General features: G+C 67.7%; 21 protein-coding genes. All 21 read right to left on the bottom strand.

What is annotated here, in order from left to right; genetic code table 11:
- Positions 1-5: 5 nt before the first annotated feature.
- The 21 genes from ACPPVQ_RS11040 to ACPPVQ_RS10940 all read right to left on the bottom strand — a co-directional run bounded on the left by ACPPVQ_RS11040 (position 6) and on the right by ACPPVQ_RS10940 (position 21,616).
- Positions 6-2,033, bottom strand: coding sequence for a primosomal protein N' (locus ACPPVQ_RS11040; protein ID WP_426515148.1), 2,028 nt, complete (start codon positions 2,031-2,033; stop codon positions 6-8).
- 2 nt (positions 2,034-2,035) lie between these two features.
- Complete coding sequence (gene metK / locus ACPPVQ_RS11035; protein WP_426515147.1) at positions 2,036-3,229, bottom strand: methionine adenosyltransferase; 1,194 nt, start codon at positions 3,227-3,229, stop codon at positions 2,036-2,038.
- Positions 3,230-3,268: 39 nt separating this feature from the next.
- Positions 3,269-4,573: a bifunctional phosphopantothenoylcysteine decarboxylase/phosphopantothenate synthase gene (locus ACPPVQ_RS11030; RefSeq protein ID WP_426521225.1), complete on the bottom strand. Its 1,305-nt coding sequence runs from the start codon at positions 4,571-4,573 to the stop codon at positions 3,269-3,271.
- A gap of 76 nt (positions 4,574-4,649) precedes the next feature.
- Entirely contained in the window at positions 4,650-4,907 is a 258-nt protein-coding gene (rpoZ, locus tag ACPPVQ_RS11025; protein ID WP_426515146.1) for a DNA-directed RNA polymerase subunit omega, read from the bottom strand.
- Positions 4,908-5,013: 106 nt separating this feature from the next.
- On the bottom strand, positions 5,014-5,940 hold the full coding sequence (gmk, locus tag ACPPVQ_RS11020; protein WP_426515145.1) for a guanylate kinase: 927 nt from the start codon (positions 5,938-5,940) through the stop codon (positions 5,014-5,016).
- Positions 5,933-6,817, bottom strand: coding sequence for an orotidine-5'-phosphate decarboxylase (gene pyrF / locus ACPPVQ_RS11015; RefSeq protein ID WP_426515144.1), 885 nt, complete (start codon positions 6,815-6,817; stop codon positions 5,933-5,935). The genes gmk and pyrF overlap by 8 nt, the downstream gene beginning before the upstream one ends.
- Entirely contained in the window at positions 6,814-10,101 is a 3,288-nt protein-coding gene (carB, locus tag ACPPVQ_RS11010) for a carbamoyl-phosphate synthase large subunit (RefSeq protein WP_426515143.1), read from the bottom strand. The genes pyrF and carB overlap by 4 nt, the downstream gene beginning before the upstream one ends.
- Positions 10,101-11,243 (bottom strand): glutamine-hydrolyzing carbamoyl-phosphate synthase small subunit, encoded by a 1,143-nt coding sequence (gene carA / locus ACPPVQ_RS11005; RefSeq protein WP_426515142.1) that lies wholly within the window; start codon positions 11,241-11,243, stop codon positions 10,101-10,103. The genes carB and carA overlap by 1 nt, the downstream gene beginning before the upstream one ends.
- Before the next feature lies 1 nt (position 11,244).
- The gene (locus ACPPVQ_RS11000; RefSeq protein ID WP_426515141.1) at positions 11,245-11,805 is read right to left on the bottom strand and encodes a hypothetical protein; all 561 of its coding nucleotides are present in this window, start codon (positions 11,803-11,805) and stop codon (positions 11,245-11,247) included.
- Positions 11,798-13,156, bottom strand: coding sequence for a dihydroorotase (locus ACPPVQ_RS10995; RefSeq protein ID WP_426515140.1), 1,359 nt, complete (start codon positions 13,154-13,156; stop codon positions 11,798-11,800). The genes ACPPVQ_RS11000 and ACPPVQ_RS10995 overlap by 8 nt, the downstream gene beginning before the upstream one ends.
- Positions 13,157-14,110, bottom strand: coding sequence for an aspartate carbamoyltransferase catalytic subunit (locus ACPPVQ_RS10990; protein ID WP_426515139.1), 954 nt, complete (start codon positions 14,108-14,110; stop codon positions 13,157-13,159).
- Entirely contained in the window at positions 14,107-14,667 is a 561-nt protein-coding gene (gene pyrR / locus ACPPVQ_RS10985) for a bifunctional pyr operon transcriptional regulator/uracil phosphoribosyltransferase PyrR (RefSeq protein ID WP_426515138.1), read from the bottom strand. The genes ACPPVQ_RS10990 and pyrR overlap by 4 nt, the downstream gene beginning before the upstream one ends.
- A gap of 81 nt (positions 14,668-14,748) precedes the next feature.
- Positions 14,749-15,459, bottom strand: coding sequence for a DsbA family protein (locus ACPPVQ_RS10980; protein ID WP_426515137.1), 711 nt, complete (start codon positions 15,457-15,459; stop codon positions 14,749-14,751).
- A 31-nt stretch (positions 15,460-15,490) separates the two neighbouring features.
- Entirely contained in the window at positions 15,491-15,910 is a 420-nt protein-coding gene (gene nusB, locus ACPPVQ_RS10975; RefSeq protein ID WP_426515136.1) for a transcription antitermination factor NusB, read from the bottom strand.
- A gap of 15 nt (positions 15,911-15,925) precedes the next feature.
- Positions 15,926-16,489 carry an elongation factor P gene (efp, locus tag ACPPVQ_RS10970; RefSeq protein ID WP_426515134.1) on the bottom strand — a complete coding sequence of 188 codons (564 nt, stop codon included), beginning with the start codon at positions 16,487-16,489 and terminating at the stop codon, positions 15,926-15,928.
- Between the two features lie 129 nt (positions 16,490-16,618).
- The gene (locus ACPPVQ_RS10965) at positions 16,619-17,056 is read right to left on the bottom strand and encodes a type II 3-dehydroquinate dehydratase (protein ID WP_426515133.1); all 438 of its coding nucleotides are present in this window, start codon (positions 17,054-17,056) and stop codon (positions 16,619-16,621) included.
- A 6-nt stretch (positions 17,057-17,062) separates the two neighbouring features.
- Positions 17,063-17,461 (bottom strand): hypothetical protein, encoded by a 399-nt coding sequence (locus tag ACPPVQ_RS10960; protein WP_426515131.1) that lies wholly within the window; start codon positions 17,459-17,461, stop codon positions 17,063-17,065.
- A gap of 2 nt (positions 17,462-17,463) precedes the next feature.
- Positions 17,464-18,552 (bottom strand): 3-dehydroquinate synthase, encoded by a 1,089-nt coding sequence (gene aroB, locus ACPPVQ_RS10955; protein WP_426515130.1) that lies wholly within the window; start codon positions 18,550-18,552, stop codon positions 17,464-17,466.
- A complete protein-coding gene (locus tag ACPPVQ_RS10950; protein WP_426515129.1) occupies positions 18,549-19,037 on the bottom strand; it encodes a shikimate kinase in 489 nt (162 codons plus the stop codon). The genes aroB and ACPPVQ_RS10950 overlap by 4 nt, the downstream gene beginning before the upstream one ends.
- Entirely contained in the window at positions 19,034-20,245 is a 1,212-nt protein-coding gene (gene aroC, locus ACPPVQ_RS10945) for a chorismate synthase (protein WP_426515128.1), read from the bottom strand. Before aroC ends, ACPPVQ_RS10950 begins: the two co-directional genes overlap by 4 nt.
- 60 nt (positions 20,246-20,305) lie before the next feature.
- A complete protein-coding gene (locus tag ACPPVQ_RS10940; RefSeq protein WP_426515127.1) occupies positions 20,306-21,616 on the bottom strand; it encodes a shikimate dehydrogenase family protein in 1,311 nt (436 codons plus the stop codon).
- Positions 21,617-21,630 lie beyond the last annotated feature (14 nt).

Here is a 21,630-nt window from a genome sequence, read left to right as displayed (position 1 = left end):
GTCGATCAGCCGAGCTCGGGGTCGTCGAAACGCACCCGGAGTGTCGGCGCCGGCCTGAACCCGCCCTTGCCGGCAGGGGCACGTCGGCGGCGTGTGGCGTTCCGAACGATCGCGGCCCGCACAGCTGCGGCGACCTGCGGGCCGTGAGCGTAGTCGAAGCGCAGGATCGTCCGGACGTTCCCGTCACCGAGCGGCGCCGGACCGAGCACATCGATGAGGTCGGCCGGGTCGACGGCGGCCGCCGCCTCCGCGACGACCTCGGAAGCACCTGTGAGGGATGCGAGCCTCACGACCGGCGGGAAACGAAGCGCTCGTCGGTCGCTCAGCTCCCGACGCGCGAACTCGACCTGACGCCAGGTTGCGAGATCGCGAGCGAGTGTGCCGCCGACACCGACGAGCACGGTCGGAGAACCCGGCGCGGAAAGGGCTGCGGCATTCGACCACCAGCGCATGCAGTCCTCGGCGACACGCAGGGTCTCGCGGGCGAGCATGCGTTCGCCGTCGAGCAGCAGGATCGCCCGGTACCCTCCTGCGGCGATCGGCTCGGCGCCGCGCGTCGCGACGACCAGCGCCGGCGTCGACGCGATCGTCTGCAGCGGATGTTCGCCATCCGCCACCAGAACACGGACACCGGGGAACGCACGACCCAACTCCTCGGCGGTGCGCCCGGCACCGACCGTCGCCATACGGAAGCGAGCGTGCTCGCAGTTCTCGCAGCGCCAGTCGGTCGCCAGCGCACCGCACCAGCCACAAGACGGCGTGGCGCCAGACCGGGTCTGCCCGAGCGGACCTTCGCACCGGTTGCAGCGGGCCGCCTGGCCGCAGTTCGCACAGGAGAGAACGGGCGCGTACCCGGGTCGCGCCACCTGTACCAGGACCGGCCCGGTCTCGAGCGCTGTCCTCGCGGTCTGCCAGGCCGTCGAAGGGATGCGCGCAGCACGCGCGGCGACATCGTTGGCGGCCTGGTTCGCGGTCGGCACGACCTTGGGACTGCCCGCCCGCTGGGGGGCGACATCGTCCAGCCAACCGACCTCGACGAGGCGCTGCACCTCCACACTCCGGCTGTGGGCGGCGAAGATGAGCGCACACCCCTGGAGTTCCTGGCGTACCAGCGCCGCATCCCGCGCGTGCACATACGGGCTCAGGGGTTCGGCGTGCAGCGGGTCCCCATCGTCCCAGACGGCGAGAAGCCCCAGCACGGCGGCAGGAGCGTAGACCGCTGAGCGATTGCCGATCACGATGCGGGGTGATGCGATCGCGTCGAGAAAGCCACGGTAACGTTCGGCGTTGGACTGGCGAGCATCCGCCCGCACCACTGCCTCCGGCGGGGCGATCGCTACAAGCGCTGCAGCCAGTTGGTCCTGATCACGGTAGTCGGGAACGACGAGGATCGCCGAGCGACCGGATGCCCAGCAGACGGCCGCCGCGGTCGCCAGCGTGACCGCCCACTCGCCCACCCACGATCCGTCGGGCAGTTCGGAGAGTTGTGGCCGGGCCTGCAGGGCGATCCGCCGGCTTTCCGCCAGTGCGGCCTCGATGCGACCCGGTTCGTACCCGCGCAGGAGCGGTGCGGCGAACGGTGTGTCGCTGTGCCCGTCGCCGGTGCGCCCGTCGCCGCTGTGCTCGTCGCCGCTGTGCTCAACGTCATCGCGGGCCTGGTCGGCACGCGCGGCGAGCCAGGCCTTCTCGACCCGGACCTGCCGCCCCGGAACGGCGAGCCTCACGACGTCGTTCGTGGTGCCTGCACTTCGGTCGGCGACTTTGCGGGCGAGCGCCCACACTTCCGGCGACAGCACCGGAACGGAGGAGACGACCGCCTCTATCTCACTGAGCGCTCCCTCGAACTCCTCGTCGGTGAATTCGATCAGGTAGCCGTCGGCGATGCGGCCGGCCGTGCGCAGGGGAACCTTGACCCGCACGCCGGGTGCCGCATCCGCAAGAAGCTCCGCGGGCACACGGTAGTCGAAGAGGTGATCTAGTTGGGGCAGGGCCGAGTCGATGAGTACGCGGGCGACCCTGCCTGTCGCCGTCACGCCTACAATCCTGCGGCGGACCGGAGGTCTTCGACCTTGTCGAGCCGTTCCCAGGTGAAGTCGGGAAGCTCGCGGCCGAAGTGACCGTAGGTCGCCGTCTGCGCGTAGATCGGGCGCAGCAGGTCGAGGGAACGGATGATGGCGGCCGGGCGCAGGTCGAAGACCTCGCGGATCGCCCGGATGATCCGCTCGTCGGGGATCACTCCGGTTCCGAAGGTCTCGACGTACAGCCCCACCGGCGCCGCCTTGCCGATCGCGTAGGCGACCTGCAGTTCGAGACGGTCGGCGAACCCGGCAGCGACCGCGTTCTTTGCGACCCAGCGCATCGCGTAGGCGGCCGATCGGTCGACCTTCGAGGGGTCTTTTCCGCTGAACGCTCCCCCACCGTGCCGGCTTGCGCCGCCGTAGGTGTCGACGATGATCTTGCGGCCGGTGAGGCCGGCGTCGCCTTTGGGACCGCCGATCTCGAAGCGGCCGGTCGGGTTGATCAGCGTGCGCACGTGGGAGGTGTCGAGGCCCGCCCCGTGGAGCACCGGTGTGATGACCTCTTCGATGACCTCGGCCTGGAGAGTCTCGGAGTCGACGCTCGGCGAATGCTGGGTCGACAGCACGACGGTCTGTACAGTCTTCGGAACGAAGCCCTCGTATCCGACGGTCACCTGGGTCTTGCCGTCGGGGCGCAGGTAGTCGAGCGTTCCGTCTTTCCGCACCGCGGCCAGGCGCTCCGCAAGGCGGTGGGCCAGCCAGATCGGCAGTGGCATGTACTGGGGTGTCTCGGTGGTCGCGTAGCCGAACATGATGCCCTGGTCCCCGGCGCCCTGCCGGTCCAGGTCGTCGCCGCTCTGCTCCGATCGCGTTTCGAGCGCGTTGTCGACGCCCTGCGCGATGTCGGGCGACTGCGCACCGATCGACACCGATACGCCACACGAACGCCCGTCGAAGCTCACCTCCGACGAGTTGTAGCCGATGTCGACGATGCGGTCGCGGACCAGGGTCGGGATGTCGACGTATCCGCTGGTGGTGACCTCACCGGCGACGTGTACGAGGCCTGTCGTGACGAGTGTCTCGACCGCTACCCGGCTCGCTGGGTCCTCGGCGAGGAGGGCGTCGAGGATGCTGTCGGAGATCTGGTCGCAGATCTTGTCGGGGTGGCCCTCGGTGACGGATTCGGAGGTGAAGAGGCGCAGTTCAGTCATAGTTGTCCCAAGTTCGGGCCCATCCACATCTGGTCTGCGTTAGGCGATGACGTCGAGGATACGATCGGCCACCGACAGCTTCGTGCCGGACGCCTCCATCACTATATCGCCGCCCCTTTTCAGGACGACGACCTCATTGCTTTCTGTGGCAAACCCGTGCGACCAGCCGACCTGGTTGAGGATCAGGAAGTCGGTGCCTTTGGACCGGAGCTTGCTGCGCCCCAGCTCGACCAGGGCCGACGGATCCTGTTCGGTCTCTGCCGCGAACCCGACAATAGTCTGCCCCTCGCGTTTCGATGCGGCGAGTCCGGCCAGGATGTCGGGGTTCGCCACGAGCTCGAGCGTCAGTCGATCGCCGGCATCGGTCTTCTTGATCTTGTCTGACCGCACCTCGGAGGGCCGGTAGTCGGCGACGGCGGCGGCCATCACGACGATGTCGGCGTCGCGTGCGGCTTCGGTGACGGCGTCCTGCAACTCGTTGGCCGTCCCCACCTCGATGAGGCGCACCCCGTCGGGCGGCGGAACCTCGAGGTGCGCAGCGATGAGGGTGACCTCGGCGCCGCGTGCTTTCGCCGCGACTGCGATCGCGATGCCCTGGCGCCCGCTCGAGCGGTTGCCGAGGAACCGGACCGGGTCGAGGGGCTCTCGTGTGCCGCCCGCGCTGATGACGATGCGTCGGCCCGCGAGGTCGTCTCCGCCTCGCGCCGGCCTAATGAATTCGCCCGCTCGGCGACGCTCGGTGAGCGATACGACAGCTGCCGGTTGTACGGGGGCGGATGCTGCGGCAGGGACGGGCGCAGCATCGGCTGCCGCCGCGCCGCCTCCGACGACCGCCAGGGCAGCGCGCACGATCGTTTCCGGCTCCTCCATGCGGCCAGGCCCGGAGTCTTTGCCGGTGAGCTGGCCGATTGCTGGACCGACGATGGTCACGCCGCGTTCGCGGAGGGTGGCGATATTCGCCACCGTCGCGGGGTTCTGCCACATCTCGGTGTGCATGGCCGGCGCGATCACGAGCGGTGCCGTGCTTGCGAGGACCGTGTTGCCGAGCAGGTCGTCGGCGAGACCCACGGCCAGCTTGGCGATGGTGTTGGCGGTGGCCGGGGCGATGACGATGAGGTCGGCCGATTGGCCGATCGCGACGTGTCGCACTTCTGCCACGCCTTCATAGAGGTCGGTGGCAACGGGGTTGCGGCTGATCGCCTCGAGCGTCGGCCGCCCGACGAAGCGGAGCGCCGCCTCCGTCGCGACGACGTGCACCGAATGGCCTTCGAGTACCAGGGCCCGGATGACGCCGACGGCCTTGTACGCGGCGATGCCGCCGGTAACTCCGACGACGATGGTCAGTCGAGCGCTCACAGCGGCATCCCCTCAGGAAATCGAACGGCTACGGAAGCGGGCCGAAGGACGGCCGGCGAGCCCGCTACTCGACGATCGGCTTGATTGTCAGCTTGTCCTCGTTGATCTCGTGGAGCGCAACGGAGAGGGGCTTGTCGTCGATCGTCGAGTCGACGAGCGGTCCGACGTTGTCGAAGAGGCTGCCTTCGTGGAGGTCTGCGTAGTAGTCGTTGATCTGGCGGGCGCGCTTGGACGCGAAGATCACCAAGGCGTACTTCGACTCGACTTTGGCGAGCACGTCGTCGATCGGCGGGTCGATGATGCCTTTGTTGTTGGTTGCCATACGTGTACTGCTCCTTGGTAGAGGTCTGGTCGTCGATCGACGAACGCTGCGAGACGAACACTGTGACTCGGACACAGCGAGTGGTCTCGACGGGACGCGGCGACGGCTACGCGCGCGACGACGCCGTGCGAATCTTCATCAAGTCTACGACCTCGCGAGCCGCCTCGGCCACGTCGCTGTTAACCACCCGATAGTCGAACTCGTCTTGCGCCGCCAGCTCGACCTTCGCCGTCTCGAGTCTGCGCTGCTGTTCGGCCGAGTCTTCCGTGCCCCGGCCGATGAGCCGTCGCACCAACTCTTCCCACGTCGGCGGCAGCAGGAAGATGAGTCGCGCCTCGGGCATCGCCGCACGGACGTTGCGCGCTCCCTGCAGGTCGATCTCGAGTAAGACGCTGCGCCCGTCGTCGAGCGCGTGCTCGATCGGGGCGCGCGGGGTGCCGTAACGCGATGCGTTGTGCACTGTCGCCCATTCGAGGAGCTCGCCCGCCTCGATCATGCGGTCGAACTCCACGTCACTGACGAAGTAGTAGTTGACGCCATCGACCTCGCCCGGACGTGGCGACCGCGTCGTCGCGGACACGGACAGCAATACGTCGGGGTAGTTCTCGCGGATGAATCCGGCGACACTCCCCTTGCCGACCGCCGTCGGCCCCGCGAGCACGACGAGCCGGTTCGGGCGCCTCCCGTGGTTTGCGGCCTCGCGGTCGACCAGGTACTCCCTCAGGCGCACGCGCTGGTGCTTTCCGAGGCCTCCGAGTCGCTTCGCCGGCGAGATCGCAAGCCTCTCCAGTGCGTCGTGCATCTTCGTTGTGCCGATTGCGGGCACGCTCAGCAGGAACTCGGTGACCCGCAGCCTGCCCTCGGTGCCTTCCGGTTCTTCGGCGGAGCGGTCGAGCACGGTCAGCGATGAGACGTCGCCGTTGGCGATCGTCGACTTGACCGCCGCTCGTGCACGACGGGCAGCGATTGCAGCGCGTGACGCTGCGACCCGGTCGACGTCGGGCGGAGTGGGCCGGTTGCCGTGCTCAGCCAATCTCGGACCCCATCTCGGCGCGAACCTGTTCGGCGCGAGTGCCGACGACGTTTGCAAGCTTGTCGGGCCCGGAGGACAGGATCGCCCGGGATTCGCTGACGATCGTGGCGGGCGCGTACGAGCCGAAGATCGAGCGCGCCTCGGAGAGCTTCGCGCCCTGATGGCCGAAGCCTGGCGCCAGCACCGGTGGCGGATTGACACCCGCAGGCGAGCGCGTATCGATGCCGTACCGAGCGAGATCGAGGGTCGCACCGAGGACGACGCCGATGGAGCCGAAGGGATGCACGGACTGGGCTTCGTTGAACTCCTTCACATCATCGATGATGGCACGGGACACGGTCCGGCCGCTGGCGTTCTCCACAGGCACGAGGGCTCGCTGGATGAGTTCCGCCTCGGGGTTGGACGTCGCCGCAAGCACGAACAGGCCTTTGCCAGCGGCCTCTGCGAGTTCCATCGGTGCCGCGATGGAGCCGACGCCCTGGAACGCCGCGATGGTCATCGCGTCAGCCTCGAGCGGCGAGCCGGGGGTGAGCCAGGCCTGCCCGTACGCTTCGACGCTCGTGCCGATGTCGCCGCGCTTGGCATCGGCGATGACGAGGATCCCGGCGGCACGAGCGGCAGCGAGTACGTCCTCGAGCGCCGCGTACCCTGCGGCCCCGTAGCGTTCGAAGAAGGCGACCTGCGGCTTCACGATGCCGGCACGGCCCGCGACGGCATCCACCACGCGCAGCCCGAACTCGCGTGTGCCAGCGCCCGACTCCTCGAGACCCCACTCACGCAGCAGGTGGGCGTGCGGATCGATGCCGACGCAGAGCCGGCCGAATTCGGCGAAGACCGAAGCGAGCCGGTCTCCGAACGACGTCGAGGCAGCGGTCACAGGCGTGCCGCCCGATCGAGCGCGTATTGCTGCAGCGACCGCACCTCGAAGCCTTCCCGGATGGCGTCGATCGACGCGACGGCCGCGCTGAGCTCGGCGATCGTCGTGAAGAGCGGCTTGTCGCCTGCGACGGCAGCGGCACGGATCTCGTACCCGTCGGCGCGGGCGGAACGGCCGCTCGGGGTGTTGATCACCACATCCACTTCGTTGCGGTTGATCAGGTCGACGATCGACGGCGCCTCACCGTCGGGCGCGTCGCTGAACTTGCGCACGACACGCGCGCGGATGCCGTTGCGATTGAGCACTTCGGCCGTGCCTTCGGTCGCGAGGATGTCGAATCCCAGCTGCTGCAGACGAAGGACCGGAAGCACGATGGAGCGCTTGTCGCGGTCCGAGACCGAGACGAACGCCGTGCCGCCGAGCGGCATGCCGCCGTACGCGGCGGACTGGCTCTTGGCGAAAGCGCGGGGAAAATCCTTGTCGATGCCCATGACTTCGCCGGTGGACCGCATCTCCGGGCCGAGGACCGAGTCGACGATCTGCCCTTCGCGCGTGCGGAACCGCTTGAATGGCAGCACGGCCTCCTTGACGGCGACGGGCGAATCCATCGGGATGACCGAGCCGTCCTGTACGGGCAGGAGCCCTTCGGCAATCAGGTCGGCGACCGTCTCCCCCACCATGATCCTCGAAGCGGCCTTCGCCAGCGGGATGCCGAGTGCCTTCGATACGAACGGCACCGTGCGCGACGCGCGGGGGTTGGCCTCGAGTACATAGAGAACTCCAGCTCCGATGGCGAACTGCACGTTGAGCAGGCCCCGTACCCCGACGCCCTCGGCGATCTTCAGCGTCGCTTCGCGCACGCGGTCGATCTCCTGGCGTCCGAGAGTCACCGGCGGCAGCGTGCAGCTGGAGTCGCCCGAGTGGATGCCGGCCTCCTCGATGTGCTCCATGACTCCCCCGATGTACAGCGTTTCGCCGTCGTAGAGAGCGTCGACGTCGATCTCGATCGCGTCGTCGAGGAAGCGGTCGACCAGGAGGGGGTGCGCCGGGCCTACGATGCCCTGGTTTGCCACGCGGTCGAAATAGTCGGCGAGCGAGGGGCTGTCGTAGACGATCTCCATGCCGCGCCCCCCGAGCACGTAGCTCGGGCGAACGAGCACCGGGTAACCGATCTGTTCGGCGACCGTGACGGCACCGGCGAAGTCGTGCGCTGTTCCGTTGCGCGGCGCGAGAAGCCCCGCATTCTCGAGGATCCCGGCGAACAGCCCGCGCTCCTCCGCCAGGTCGATCGCCTCAGGCGTCGTGCCGAGAATGGGCACGCCCGCCGCCTGGAGGCCTTTGGCCAGGCCCAGGGCCGTCTGGCCACCGAGCTGGACGACGACGCCGACGAGTTCCCCTGACTGGCTCTCCGCGTGGATGACCTCGAGGACATCCTCCAGCGTCAGCGGCTCGAAGTAGAGTCGGTCGCTGGTGTCGTAGTCGGTCGAGACCGTCTCTGGGTTGCAGTTGATCATGATGGTCTCGAACCCGGCATCGTGGAGGGCGAACGACGCGTGCACGCACGAGTAGTCGAACTCGACACCCTGGCCGATACGGTTCGGTCCCGACCCGAGGATGACCACCTTGCGGCGGTCGCTCGGCTCCACCTCGGTCTCGAGATCGTAGCTCGAGTAGTGGTACGGAGTGAGCGCCGGGAACTCGCCTGCGCAGGTGTCCACCGTCTTGTACACGGGCCGGACATCGAGGATGTGGCGGATCTCCCGCACGTCCGCCTCGCCGAAGCCGCGCAGCTGGCCGATCTGCGCATCCGAGAACCCGTGGTCCTTGGCGTAACGGAGCGTGTCGGTGTCGAGCGTCTCGGCGGTGCGGACCATCTCGGCGACGTCGTTGACGAGCACGATCTGGTCGATGAACCAGGGGTCGATCTTCGTCGCCTCGAAGACCTGCTCGATGGTGGCGCCGAGGCGCAGCGCCTGCTGCACGTCGACGATCCGGCCGTCGGTCGGGGTCGCGATCGATTCGAGAAGCTGCTCGAGCGTGCGGTCCTCCGCGCCCCAGTGGAAGGACGATCCGCGCTTCTCGAGGGAACGCAGCGCCTTCTGGAGAGCGCTCGTGAAGTTACGGCCGATCGCCATCGCCTCGCCGACGGACTTCATGGTGGTCGTGAGCGTCGGGTCTGCGGCCGGGAACTTTTCGAACGCGAACCGGGGCACCTTCACCACGACGTAGTCGAGGGTGGGTTCGAAGCTCGCGGGCGTCACCCGGGTGATGTCGTTCGGGATCTCGTCGAGGCGGTATCCGATCGCCAGTTTGGCGGCGATCTTCGCGATCGGGAATCCGGTCGCCTTCGATGCCAGTGCCGACGAGCGCGACACGCGCGGGTTCATCTCGATCACGATGATGCGACCGTCCGCCGGATCGACGGCGAACTGGATGTTGCAGCCGCCGGTGTCGACGCCGACGGCGCGGATGATGTCAATGCCGATGTCGCGCAGCTTCTGATACTCGCGGTCCGTGAGCGTCAGGGCCGGGGCGACGGTGATCGAGTCGCCGGTGTGGACGCCGACCGGGTCGACGTTCTCGATGGAGCAGACCACGACCGTGTTGTCGGCCGTGTCACGCATCAGCTCGAGCTCGTATTCCTTCCAGCCGAGGATCGACTCCTCCAGCAGTACCTCGCTGGTCGGGCTCTGGTGCAGGCCGTCGCCGACGATGCGGCGCAGCTCGGCCTCGGTGTGCGCGAATCCGGACCCGAGCCCGCCCATCGTGAACGAGGGGCGGACGACGAGCGGATAGCCGAGGTCCTCGGCGAACGCGATGGCCTCGTCGACCGTGTGCGCGATGTGCGACCGGGCGACCTCCGCGCCCGCTGCGATCACCAGGTCTTTGAAGATCTGGCGGTCTTCGCCCTTCTGGATCGCTTCGAACTTCGCACCGATGAGCTCGACGTCGTACTTTTCGAGGATGCCGTGCTCGTGCAGCTGGATGGCCGCGTTGAGCGCGGTCTGGCCGCCCAGGGTGGGCAGGATCGCATCCGGCCGCTCTGTGGCGATGATGGTCTCGATGACCTGCCAGGTGATCGGCTCGACGTAGGTCGCGTCGGCGAAGTCGGGGTCCGTCATGATCGTGGCCGGGTTCGAGTTGACGAGGATGACGCGCACGCCCTCCTCGCGCAGCACGCGGCAGGCCTGGGTGCCCGAGTAGTCGAATTCGCACGCCTGCCCGATGACGATCGGGCCGGAGCCGATGACGAGGACGCTCTTGATGTCTTCCCTGCGTGGCATTACTTCGCGTCTCCCTTGGTGCTGAGGACCATGTCCCTGAACCTGTCGAACAGGTAGTTGGCGTCGTGAGGGCCGGCGGCCGCCTCGGGGTGGTACTGCACGCTGAACGCGTTGAGGTCGAGGCAGTTCAGGCCCTCGACGACGTTGTCGTTGAGGCTGAAGTGGCTCACCTCGACCCGGCCGAAGCCGGCGGGCGAGTCGATGATGCCCTCGATCGGCGCGTCGACGGCGAACCCGTGGTTCTGCGAGGTGATCTCGACCCGGCCGGTCGCCTTGTCCAGCACGGGCTGGTTGATGCCGCGATGGCCGAACGGAAGCTTGTACGTACCGAACCCGAGAGCACGCCCGAGCAGCTGGTTGCCGAAGCAGATGCCGAAATAGGGCACCCCGGCCCGCAGCACGTCCTGCAGCAAGGCCACATGCCGATCGGATGCGCTCGGGTCGCCCGGCCCGTTCGAGAAGAACAGGGCGGACGGCTGCAGCTCGAGGATGTCCGCTGAAGAGACCATCTGGGGCAGCACGTGCACGTCGAAGCCGCGTGCGGCGAGGTAGTTGAGCGTCGACGTCTTGACGCCGAGGTCGAGCACAGCGACCGAACCGATACGCTCCCCGACTGCAGGCACCGTGAACGGCTCCGGCGTCGAGACCTCCTCCGAGAGGTTCAGGCCGGCCATCTCCGCGCCGCTGCGCACGAGGTCGAGCTGTTCGCCGTCGCTCAGTTCGAAGTCGGCACCCGAGAAGATTCCGGAGCGCATCGCGCCCGCTGCGCGGATGTGACGGGTGACCGCGCGGGTGTCGATTCCGCTGATCCCGACGATGCCCTGCTCGACGAGGTCATCGTCGAGACCGCGCGTCGCGCGGAAGTTCGACACGACGCGGGACGGCTCGCGCACGACGTAGCCGGACACCCAGATGCGTCGGGACTCCATGTCCTCATCGTTGGTTCCCGTGTTGCCGATGTGGGGTGCAGTCATGAGCACGATCTGCCCCGCGTACGACGGATCGGTCAGGGTCTCCTGGTACCCGGTCATACCCGTGGCGAACACGAGCTCGCCGAGCGTCCGGCCCACCGCGCCGTATGTGCGCCCGACATATCGTCTGCCGTCTTCGAGGACGAGGACCGCGGGTTCGAAACCAGCCACCTCACACCTCCCTTTCGTTGGTCTGGTCGGTGCCCGTGCTCTCGGCCGCAGCGGGCGGCTGCCCGCCCCCCGACCCTGGCACGATGTCTTTTACGGCGCCGATGATCGACGTCCGTTCTGCCGGGTCGATGACCCGGAGGTAACTGTCCACTGCTGCGCCACCGCTGGTCGTCCAGGCGATCCAGACCAGGCCATCGGTCTCCACGACACGATCGATGGCCCAGGTTGCGAGGCCGATGCCGAGGAGAGCGGATGCGCGGATGAATACGAGAGGCGCGCCGGCGATCGCAAGGCTGACGCCATCCGGTGCGACAGAGAGCGTGGCGCGGCCGCGGAAACCGAGCGAAGGCAGCACGAGACGTTCAAGAGGCTTGTCGTGCACTGTCGTCGCAACGTAGAGCGTCTCCGCCTCGAGGGTCGCGACTGACGCATCCGCCTGAGCCTCGTAGCCTGCGCCGAGACCGGCGTCACGCTTCGCGCGCCTGCGCCACGTGAAGATCAGCAGGAAGAGGATCAGGGCCGCCACTGCGATCGCCACGAGCGTGGGGACGAGCTTATCCATGGATGGTCTCCGTCCAGAGAGCTGCCTGCGTGGCCACTTCGTCGGCCGGGAGCACGACACCGTCGAGCACGGTCGGATAGCCGTGATGGAATGTCGCGACCACACGGCCGGGAAGTTCCATCGAGAGGTAGGGCGAGTTGATGCCCTTGCCGGCGAGGTCCTCGGTCGAGAACGTACGGGTCGCGAGCGGGTCGTAGAGGAAGAACTCGGCTGGAGCCCCTGCCACCAGGGGGGCGCCGTGACCGGCCAGGCGGCCGATCGCCGCGGGGGCACCGGACAGCACGCGTGCGACATCGCGCCAGTCGAGCATCCCGTTCTGCACGACCGAGGCGTGTACGACCGAGAGGGCGGACTCGAGTCCGACCATCCCGAACGCCGCCGCATCCCACTCGCAGTCCTTCGACTCGACGGGGTGCGGTGCGTGGTCGGTTGCCACGATGTCGATCGTGCCGTCGGCGAGGCCGGCACGCAGCGCTTCGACGTCCTCCCGACGTCGAAGCGGCGGGTTGACCTTGTAGCGGGCGTCATAGCCTGCAGCCAGCTCCTCGGTGAGCAGCAGGTGATGCGGCGTGACTTCGGCTGTGACATCGATCCCGCGTGCTTTCGCCCAGCGGATCACATCGACGGAGCCGGCCGTCGAGACATGGCAGACGTGGAGTCGCGAACCGACATGCTCGGCGAGCAGGACATCACGCGCGATGATCGACTCCTCGGCGACCGCCGGCCACCCGGTGAGGCCGAGTTCGCCGGAGAGTGCGCCCTCGTTCATCTGGGCACCCTCGGTGAGGCGCGGCTCCTGCGCGTGCTGCGCGATAACGCCGTCGAAGGCCTTCACGTACTCGAGCGCGCGCCGCATCAGCAGCGGGTCGGAGACGCACTTGCCGTCGTCGGAGAACACCCGGACGCGAGCACGTGAATCGGCCATGGCGCCCAGCTCGGCGAGTCGCTCACCGCCGAGGCCGACCGTCACTGCGCCGATCGGGCGGACGGTCGCATATCCAGCGCGGTCTCCGAGGGAGAGGACTTGTTCGACGACGCCCGCCGTGTCGGCCACCGGGGACGTGTTCGCCATGGCGAACACTGCGGTGAATCCGCCGGCCGCTGCGGCGCGGGTGCCGGTCAGCACCGTCTCGCTCTGCTCGAACCCGGGTTCGCGCAGGTGCGTGTGCAGGTCGACCAGCCCGGGCAGGGCGATCAATCCCTGCGCGTCGACGACGGTGGCTCCGGAGGCGGAGATTCCGGTACCGGTCTCGGCGATCCGGCCCTTCTCCACGAGGAGATCGGTGGTCGTGCCGTCGGCCAGTGTCGCACCGCGGACAAGGTGTCGAGCGCGTGTGTTGTCAGTCACCATTTACGAGTCCTCCCGATCTCCGGACAGCAGGAGGTACAGCGCGGCCATCCTCACAGACACCCCGTTCCCGACCTGTTCCCTGACGGTCGACTGCGGCGAGTCCGCCGCCGCGGCCGAGATCTCCAGGCCCCTGTTCATCGGGCCGGGGTGCATCACAATGCTATCGGGGCGCAGGCGGGCGAGCCGTTCGTCGTCCAGACCCCAGCGCCGTGCATACTCGCGGCTGTTCGGGAAGAACGCGGCGTGCATCCGTTCGGCCTGGATGCGCAGCATCATGACGACGTCCGGATGTCCGGAATCGATCGCCTCATCAAGGTCGAACCCGATCGTTGCGGGCCAGCCACTCACATCGACGGGAAGGAGTGTCGGCGGGGCCACCAGGGTCACGTGGGCGCCGAGCGTCTCGAGGAGCCACACGTTCGAGCGTGCGACCCGCGAATGCAGGATGTCACCGACGATGGTCACCGTCACGCCGTCGAGGTCGCGCCCACGCGAATCCGGTCCGTGCAGCCGGCGCCGGATCGTGAACGCGTCGAGCAGGGCCTGCGTCGGATGCTCGTGCGTCCCGTCGCCCGCGTTGATGATCCCGGCGTCGATCCAGCCGCTCGACGCCAGGGTGTGCGGTGCGCCTGAAGCGTGGTGACGCACGACGACAGCATCCGCGCCCATGGCTGCGAGCGTCTGAGCGGTGTCCTTCAAGCTTTCGCCTTTGGAGACGCTCGAGCCCTTCGCGCTGAAGTTGATGACATCCGCCGAGAGCCGCTTGGCGGCAGCCTCGAACGAGATGCGCGTGCGCGTCGAGTCCTCGAAGAAGAGGTTGACGACGGTCTTCCCGCGGAGGGTGGGCAGCTTCTTGACCTCCCGGCCCTGTACGTCCGCCATGTCCTCGGCGACGTCCAGGACCCGGATTGCATCGTCGCGGCCCAGGCCCTTCGTGGACAGGAGGTGCCTCATGAGCGGGCCTCCCCCGCGTCGTCGGGAGAATCGATGGTCACGTACTCGTCGCCGTCGACTTCGGTCAGGCGTACGTTGATGCGTTCGGATGCCGCGCTCGGCAGGTTCTTGCCGACGAAGTCCGCCCGGATGGGCAACTGACGGTGACCGCGGTCGACCAGCACGGCAAGACGCACCGCACGCGGTCGCCCCAGGTCGCTCAACGCATCCAGGGCTGCCCGGATGGTGCGACCCGAGAAGAGCACGTCGTCGACGAGCACGACGGTCTTGCCATCGATCGGACCGGGAAGCGAGGTGGGTGACGGCGTGCGCGTCGGGTTGTGCGACAGGTCGTCCCGGTACATCGTGACGTCGAGCGAGCCGACGATCGATTCGCCGGCGCCGGGTTCGATCCGTTCGATGGTCTCGGCGATCCGGTGCGCGAGCGTGACGCCGCGCGTGGGGATGCCGAGAATCACGAGATCGCGTGTGCCCCGGTTGGACTCCAGGATCTCGTGTGAGATCCGAGTCAACGCCCGGGTGATGTCAGCTTGCTGGAGCACGGTGCGCACCGTCATGCCGACCCCCTTTCCCGCCTCACAGGACGGCTCTTAAAGGATGTCTACCTCGACCGAGCATAGTCGGTCCGCGGTACCAGGTCAGTGCGAGTCGAGGAACTTCTTGAAGGCCTTCGCATCGGTGATGCTCCCGGTGTAGGAAATGCCGTTGACGAGCACGGTCGGGGTTCCCTTGATCTGGGTGATGTCGGCGTCCTTGATCGGACCCTTCAGCGCCTGCTGCGTGAGCGATTGAGCCCACGCCTGGTTCGCTCCGGTGGCGAGGCACGATGAGATGTCGGATACCCCGAGTGCGTCCGCCATGGAGACGAGCTTCTTGTCCGTCAGGCCGTCGCTGCCCTCGTGGGGCTGGTTCTTGTAGAGAGCCGTGAGGTAGCGGAGGGTGGCGTCCGGGTCGGACTCCGCGACGCAGGTGAGCGCGGCCGCGGCCCGACTCGAGTACGCCGTGCCGTTCGATGACGGGTCGAGGAAGGTCAGCGGGTGCAGCCGGAGGGTGATGCTGCCGTCGTCGACCGCGGCCGCGAGGGTGGCACCGTTGGTCAGGTCGAACTCCTGGCAGTACGGGCACAGCGGATCGAAATACACGTCCACCGTCGTCGCCCCGGTGCCGACCTCGATGAACCCGTCGTCGAAGTGCACAGCACCGCTGGTGCCCGTCGGAACAGGCACTGTCGACGTCGGCGCGCTCGCCCCGGCCGAGCACGCGGTCAGACCGACGCCGATCGACAGGGCGAGCACAGCACCGCCCACAACGGTCAGGGCACGGGTGAGGATGCGGCGGTGTCGGGACATGCGGCTGCGGTCTGCTCCGGTCTGCTCGCGGTCAGCCCGCGGACTTGGTCTGGGCGATCTTCGCGAGGAGCCCGTTGATGAAACCGGCCGAGTCGTCTGTCGAGAGCACGGTGGCGGCCTCGACAGCTTCCGAGATCGCCACCCCGTCGGGGACCTCGTCGTTGAACACGACCTCCCAGATGCCGATCCGCAGGATCGCACGGTCGACGACCGGCATGCGCGCGAGGGTCCAGCCCTGCGAGTACGTCTCGATCAGTTCGTCGATCTCATCACCGTTGTCGATGACACCGTCGAGGATCTCGCGGGCGTAGAGCCACGACGCTTCGCGCTGGGGCTCGCTGGCGGCGCGCTCCGCTTCGGTTGCGAGGGCCTGGTTCAACGGGATCTGGCGCAGGTCAGCGCCGTACAACACATCAAGCGCTCGTTTGCGCGCTTTCGTCCGTGCACTCATCGGATTCGAACGCGGTCAGTCGTTGACACGGCCGAGGTAGTCCCCGGTGCGCGTGTCGACCTTGACCTTGGTGCCGGTCTCGAGGAACAGCGGCACCTGGATCTGGTAGCCGGTCTCGACCGTCGCCGGCTTCGTGCCGCCCGTCGAGCGGTCGCCCTGCAGGCCCGGCTCGGTGTAGGTGATCTCGAGGGTCACGGATGCGGGCAGCTCGACGTAGAGCGGCTCGCCGTCGTGCAGCGCAACGGTGACCGACTGGTTCTCCAGCATGAAGTTCGACGCGTCGCCGACGACCACGCCGGTGACCGTGAGCTGGTTGTAGTCCGAGGTGTCCATGAAGACGTAGCCGTCGCCGTCCTGGTACAGGTACTGGAAGTCGCGGCGGTCGACGTTCGCCGTCTCGATCTTCGCACCGGCGTTGAAGGTGCGGTCGACGATCTTGCCGCTGGTGACGTTCTTCAGCTTGGTGCGCACGAATGCGCCGCCCTTGCCGGGCTTGACGTGCTGGAACTCGATCACCGTCCACAGCTGGCCGTCCATGTTGAGGACGACGCCGTTCCGGATGTCAGCGGTTGAAGCCATGCGAGAATGTTCCGTTCGATCGAGGAAGCGTGAGACGGGCCGGCGGTGACACGCACGCCTGCAGCAGACGGTGGACACGTGGTCCACGGTGGGTGCCGGAAGGCCGGCGACCACAAGAGATTCTAGTTGTCAGAGCTGGTTTCGGCGAATGTAGGCCAGCGCGAGACGATACGACTCGAATCCGAAGCCGGCGATCACGCCCGTGACGACCGGGCTCAGCACGCTCGTGTGCCGGAATTCCTCACGCGCGTGCGGATTCGAAATGTGCACTTCGATGACGGTGATCCCCGCCTTCGTGACCATCGAGACCGCATCCTGGAGCGCGTATGAATAGTGCGTCCACGCCCCCGCGTTCAGGATGACCGGGGTGCGCTCGTCGACAGCATCGTGCAGCCAGGCGAGCATGACGCCTTCGTCGTCGGTCTGTCGCAGCTCGATGGTGAGTTCTGGCGCATCGGCTGCAAGCAGACCGCGCAGGTCGTCGAGGGTCGCCGACCCGTAGATCTCGGGCTCACGCGTTCCGAGTCGTCCGAGGTTCGGGCCGTTCAGGACCAGCACAGTGCTCATGACGCATCAGCCTACTGGCGCTTCACCCGTCTCCAGCTGACGCACACGCACAGCAGACCACGTGTCGTCGACGGCCACATTGCTGTTCGGCCGCCAGCCGAATGCGGACGATTCACGGATGATCGTGTCACGGTTCAGGTCGGCGCGATTTCCCTTGGGGTAGCAGAACCAGACGGCGCGAGCGCTCTCGAGTCCGCGCAGTTCGGACGCGAAACGCTCCAGCAGCTCGGCACGGCTGGTCACGAATACGATCGCGACGGATGCGCCAGCAGTGCTGCCGCGTGAGAGACGGGCGCCTTCGGGAAGGACCCCGAGACGCGTGATGTCGTCGTCGGACGCGGCCACCACTGCAACGACATCGCCGGATTTCACCTGCAGTTTCTGTGCCACGGTTCGCTCGGCCATGGTCACGACCCGATCTCCTGGTACGCGGCGAACAGCAGGCTCGCGTCCGGGCCCGCGAGAACCGTCGGCCGCGCGATGTCATCGAGCACGATGAACCTCAGCATGCTGCCGCGGGCCTTCTTGTCACGCTGCATGGTCGCGAGCAGCGTCTGCCAGCGCCCGAGCGGGTAGCTCACCGGCAGGCTCAGCGACTCGAGAATGCTCTTGTGCCGGTCGGCGACCTCGTCGGAGAGCCGGCCGCTCAGCCGCGCAAGCTCTGCTGCGAACATCATCCCGACCGCGACGGCCGCCCCGTGGCGCCACTGGTAGCGTTCCGCGTGCTCGATCGCGTGGCCCAGTGTGTGTCCGTAGTTGAGGATCTCCCGCAGCCCGGACTCAGTGAAGTCCTCGCCGACGACGCGTGCCTTGATCCCGATCGAGAGTTCGACCAGCCGCCGGAACTCTGGCGTGCGCGGATCGGTCGCGCGGTCGACGTCCGCTTCGATGATGTCGAGGATCTCCGGCTCGGCGATGAAGCCGCATTTGACGACCTCGGCGAAGCCGGCGAGGATCTCGTTTCGCGACAGCGAGTCGAGGGTGTCGAGGTCGGCGACGACGGCCGCCGGCGCGTAGAACGCCCCGACCAGGTTCTTGCCCTCGGCCGTGTTGATGCCGGTCTTTCCGCCGACGGATGCGTCGACCATCCCGAGAAGGGTGGTTGGGACCTGCACGAGGCGCACGCCGCGCAGCCAGGTGGCGGCGACGAAACCCGCCACATCGGTGACAGCGCCGCCGCCGAACCCGATCACGGCATCCGAGCGCGTGAAGTCTGCCTGCCCGAGCACCTGCCAGCAGAAAGCGGCCACCTCGACCCGCTTGCCGGCCTCGGCATCGGGGATCTCGGCCAGCAGCACGTCGTACTGAGCGAGCAGCGATTCGCGCAGCTCAGCGGCCGCTGCACCCAGCGTCGGCGGATGCACGATCAGGACCTTCTGCACTCCGGTTCCGAGGTGGACGCCGAGCGTACCCAGCAGTCCCCGGCCGACGACGACCGGATACGGGTGATCCCCCGGCACCAGGATCTCGGTGGGGATGGCGTCTGGCTCGGTCATCGGGTTCCTTCCACCCAGAGGGCGATCTCTTCGACGATGGCGTCGAGCGGCTTCGCCGACGTGTCTGTGGTGTAGTCGGCGAGGGATGCGTACAGTTCGGCCCGGCTGTCCACGAGCGCCTGCCACGATTCGAGGTCGCTCACGAGCGGGCGCTTCGCATTGCCGATGCGGGTGGCGACGGCCTCCGGCTTGACGGTCAGCAGGATGACCGAGGCGGCAGCAAGGTCCGCCTGTGTCTCGGGGTCGAGCACCGCGCCCCCGCCGAGCGACACGACCGCGTGCTGGGTCAGCGCGCGCGAGACGACGTCGCGTTCCAACCGGCGGAAGTGCGGCTCGCCATGTTCGGCGAAGATCTGCGGAATGGGACCGTGCTCTGCGACGATCTCATGGTCGGTGTCGATGAACGGGCGACCCAGACGGACAGCGAGCCGTTTGCCGATCCGCGTCTTGCCGGCCGCGGGAGGACCGATGAGGACGACGGTCACTCTGCGTACGGCGCGACGAGGCGCACGGTGGCGAGGTTCGCAGGGATGGCGTCGAGGTAACCGGCGAGGTTGCGGGCGGTCTCGGCGACCGAGTCACCGCCGAACTTCTCGATGACGGAGTTGGCCAGCACGAGCGCGACCATTGCCTCCGCCACCACCCCCGCTGCCGGAACGGCACAGACGTCGGAGCGCTGGTGATGGGCGGGCGCGGCCTCGCTGGTCGCGACATCGATCGTGCGGAGTGCATGCGGAATCGTCGCGATCGGCTTCATGCCCGCACGGACGCGGAGGACCGTTCCTGTGCTCATTCCGCCCTCGGTGCCGCCTGCCTTGTCGCTGGTGCGCACGATCTCTCCCCCGTACTGGACGAGTTCGTCGTGGGCCTGCGAGCCGCGACGCGTTGTCGTGAGGAAGCCGTCCCCGACTTCCACGCCTTTGATCGCCTGGATTCCCATCAGCGCGGCAGCGAGCTGGGAGTCGAGGCGGCGATCCCAGTGCACGTGCGACCCGAGACCAGGCGGAAGACCGTATGCGAGCACCTCGACCACGCCGCCAAGGGTGTCGCCGTCTTTGTGCGCTGCGTCGACCTCTGCGACCATGAGCTCAGAGGTCTGCGGGTCGAAGCAGCGAAGCGGGTCCGCGTCAAGTGCAGCGACGTCTGACGGAAGCGGGAGGGGGCTGTCCTCCGGCACGCGCACCGGACCGATCGCGAGGGTGTGACTGACAAGGGTGATGCCGAGCTGTTCCAGGAATGAGCGGGCGACGGCGCCGAGGGCGACGCGCGCGGCCGTTTCCCGGGCGCTCGCGCGTTCGAGCACCGGGCGCGCTTCGTCGAAACCGTACTTCTGCATGCCGACGAGGTCGGCGTGACCGGGGCGCGGTCGGGTGAGCGGTGCGCCGCGCCCTCCCGCGAGCTGCTCGGGATCCACGGGTTCGGGGCTCATCACGTCGACCCACTTCGGCCACTCGGTGTTGCCGATGCGCACGGCGACGGGGCTGCCCAGGCTGAAACCGTGGCGTACGCCGCCGGAGAGGGTGAGCTCATCCTGTTCGAACTTCATGCGTGCACCGCGACCGTAACCGAGCTTGCGCCGGGCGAGGTCGGCGCGGATGCCGTTGAGCGAGACGGGCACGCCGGCCGGCAGACCCTCGAGGATTGCGATGAGTTCCGGGCCGTGAGACTCTCCGGCGGTCAGCCAACGAAGCATGTTATCGATTCTGGCATAGCGGATGGTCCCGGATTTCCTCCGTGACGGCGCTGGAGGAGGCTACTCCTCCGAGTCTTCCCAGTCCTCAGCGTCATCGTCGGTGTCCACGTCCGCGCCGTCGACTGGGTCTTCCTTCGTGTCGGCGACCGGCTGTCCGGTGGCGTCGATCCCGACGGCGTCGAACATTGCCGCTAGTACGGCATCTTCGTCGTCGAGGGGCTGGAGCGGATCTCCGGCTACGAAGACGCGAACCTGCAGCAGGGCCTGGTGGGCGAGCATCGCGAGCCCGGACACGACGATGCCGTTGACGCTGGACCACGCGCGGGCGAACGGGCTCGGCCACGGTTCATATGAGACGTCGAGCAGGGTCGCGCGACGACGTGTCGAGTCGGTGAAGAGGACGTCCGTCGCCGCTCCCGCGGGCAGCGTGCTGACGACGAGGTCCGGCACGTCGAGCGTGCGGTCGGCCTGGCCGAGCGAACGGATCTGGATCATCAGGCCGAGCGAATGTGCCAGCGGCTCCAGCCAGACACTCCGCTCGAGGGACCGGGCGGCGACCACGACCTTCTCTGCGCCGAGTTCGGCAGCAGCGACCATTGCCGACGCTGCTGTCGCGCCGCCCCCGAGGATGAGCACGTAGCGCGCGCTCGTCAGCCCGGCCGCTGCCAGTGCGCGGATGATGCCGGAGACATCGGTGTTGAAACCGCGTATGACCACGGACGCGCCGTCGTGTTCCTCATCGGGAGACGGTTCATCGTCGCTTGCGGGCAGCTCGGCGAGCTCCGCGAGGGCGGCTTCGGAGTCGTCGAAGAGCACCGTGTTCGCCGCGCCCGTCACCGTTGCGACCCGGTCGACATCGTTGAGAAGCGGGATGACGGCCTGCTTGAGCGGCATCGTGAGGGACAGTCCGCGCCACTCGGCATCCCGCGCACACGCGTCGATGAACGCGGGGAGCGCATCCTCCGCTACGTCGACGGCCTCGTAGGTCCAGTCCAGTCCGAGTGACCGGTAGGCCGCGGCGTGGAGGGCCGGCGACTTGGAGTGCGCGATCGGCGAGCCGAGCACGGCGAGCCTGCGCGGGGTCTCCTCGACGGCTTCCGCCTCGAGCTCCTCGACAACGACCTGGATTTCGAGTTCCTCGGCTACGAGTTCTTCGACGACGAGCTCCGCCTCGAGTTCCTCGGTTTCGTCGATTTCCGCCGGTTCGGCGCCGTCGTCGGCCTGCGCTTCGTCGCCGGCCTCTGCGCTCCGGGCGACATCGTCATCGAGCACCTCGACCTCTTCGAACTCCTCGACCTCGGCGACCACATCGGCCTGGACGAGATCGTCGACTGTTTCGTCAGCCTCGACCCCGGGCTCGGTCGCGCTCACTGTGTCAACCGGCT

The sequence above is a fragment of the Leifsonia sp. McL0618 genome, assembly GCF_049994905.1.
Classification (GTDB): domain Bacteria; phylum Actinomycetota; class Actinomycetes; order Actinomycetales; family Microbacteriaceae; genus Diaminobutyricibacter.
The sequence above is the reverse complement of the archived record's forward strand: the minus strand, read 5'-3'. Positions and strand labels throughout refer to the sequence as shown.

Coding starts and splice junctions, on each gene's coding strand:
- ACPPVQ_RS11000 (WP_426515141.1), bottom strand. CDS start 11,805: ATGGATAAGCTCGTCCCCACGCTCGTGGCGATCGCAGTGGCGGCCCTG.
- ACPPVQ_RS10965 (WP_426515133.1), bottom strand. CDS start 17,056: ATGAGCACTGTGCTGGTCCTGAACGGCCCGAACCTCGGACGACTCGGA.
- ACPPVQ_RS10960 (WP_426515131.1), bottom strand. CDS start 17,461: ATGGCCGAGCGAACCGTGGCACAGAAACTGCAGGTGAAATCCGGCGAT.
- ACPPVQ_RS10990 (WP_426515139.1), bottom strand. CDS start 14,110: ATGAGGCACCTCCTGTCCACGAAGGGCCTGGGCCGCGACGATGCAATC.
- rpoZ (WP_426515146.1), bottom strand. CDS start 4,907: ATGGCAACCAACAACAAAGGCATCATCGACCCGCCGATCGACGACGTG.
- metK (WP_426515147.1), bottom strand. CDS start 3,229: ATGACTGAACTGCGCCTCTTCACCTCCGAATCCGTCACCGAGGGCCAC.
- ACPPVQ_RS10995 (WP_426515140.1), bottom strand. CDS start 13,156: ATGGTGACTGACAACACACGCGCTCGACACCTTGTCCGCGGTGCGACA.
- carB (WP_426515143.1), bottom strand. CDS start 10,101: ATGCCACGCAGGGAAGACATCAAGAGCGTCCTCGTCATCGGCTCCGGC.
- aroB (WP_426515130.1), bottom strand. CDS start 18,552: ATGACCGAGCCAGACGCCATCCCCACCGAGATCCTGGTGCCGGGGGAT.
- aroC (WP_426515128.1), bottom strand. CDS start 20,245: ATGCTTCGTTGGCTGACCGCCGGAGAGTCTCACGGCCCGGAACTCATC.
- nusB (WP_426515136.1), bottom strand. CDS start 15,910: ATGAGTGCACGGACGAAAGCGCGCAAACGAGCGCTTGATGTGTTGTAC.
- efp (WP_426515134.1), bottom strand. CDS start 16,489: ATGGCTTCAACCGCTGACATCCGGAACGGCGTCGTCCTCAACATGGAC.
- pyrR (WP_426515138.1), bottom strand. CDS start 14,667: ATGACGGTGCGCACCGTGCTCCAGCAAGCTGACATCACCCGGGCGTTG.
- ACPPVQ_RS10980 (WP_426515137.1), bottom strand. CDS start 15,459: ATGTCCCGACACCGCCGCATCCTCACCCGTGCCCTGACCGTTGTGGGC.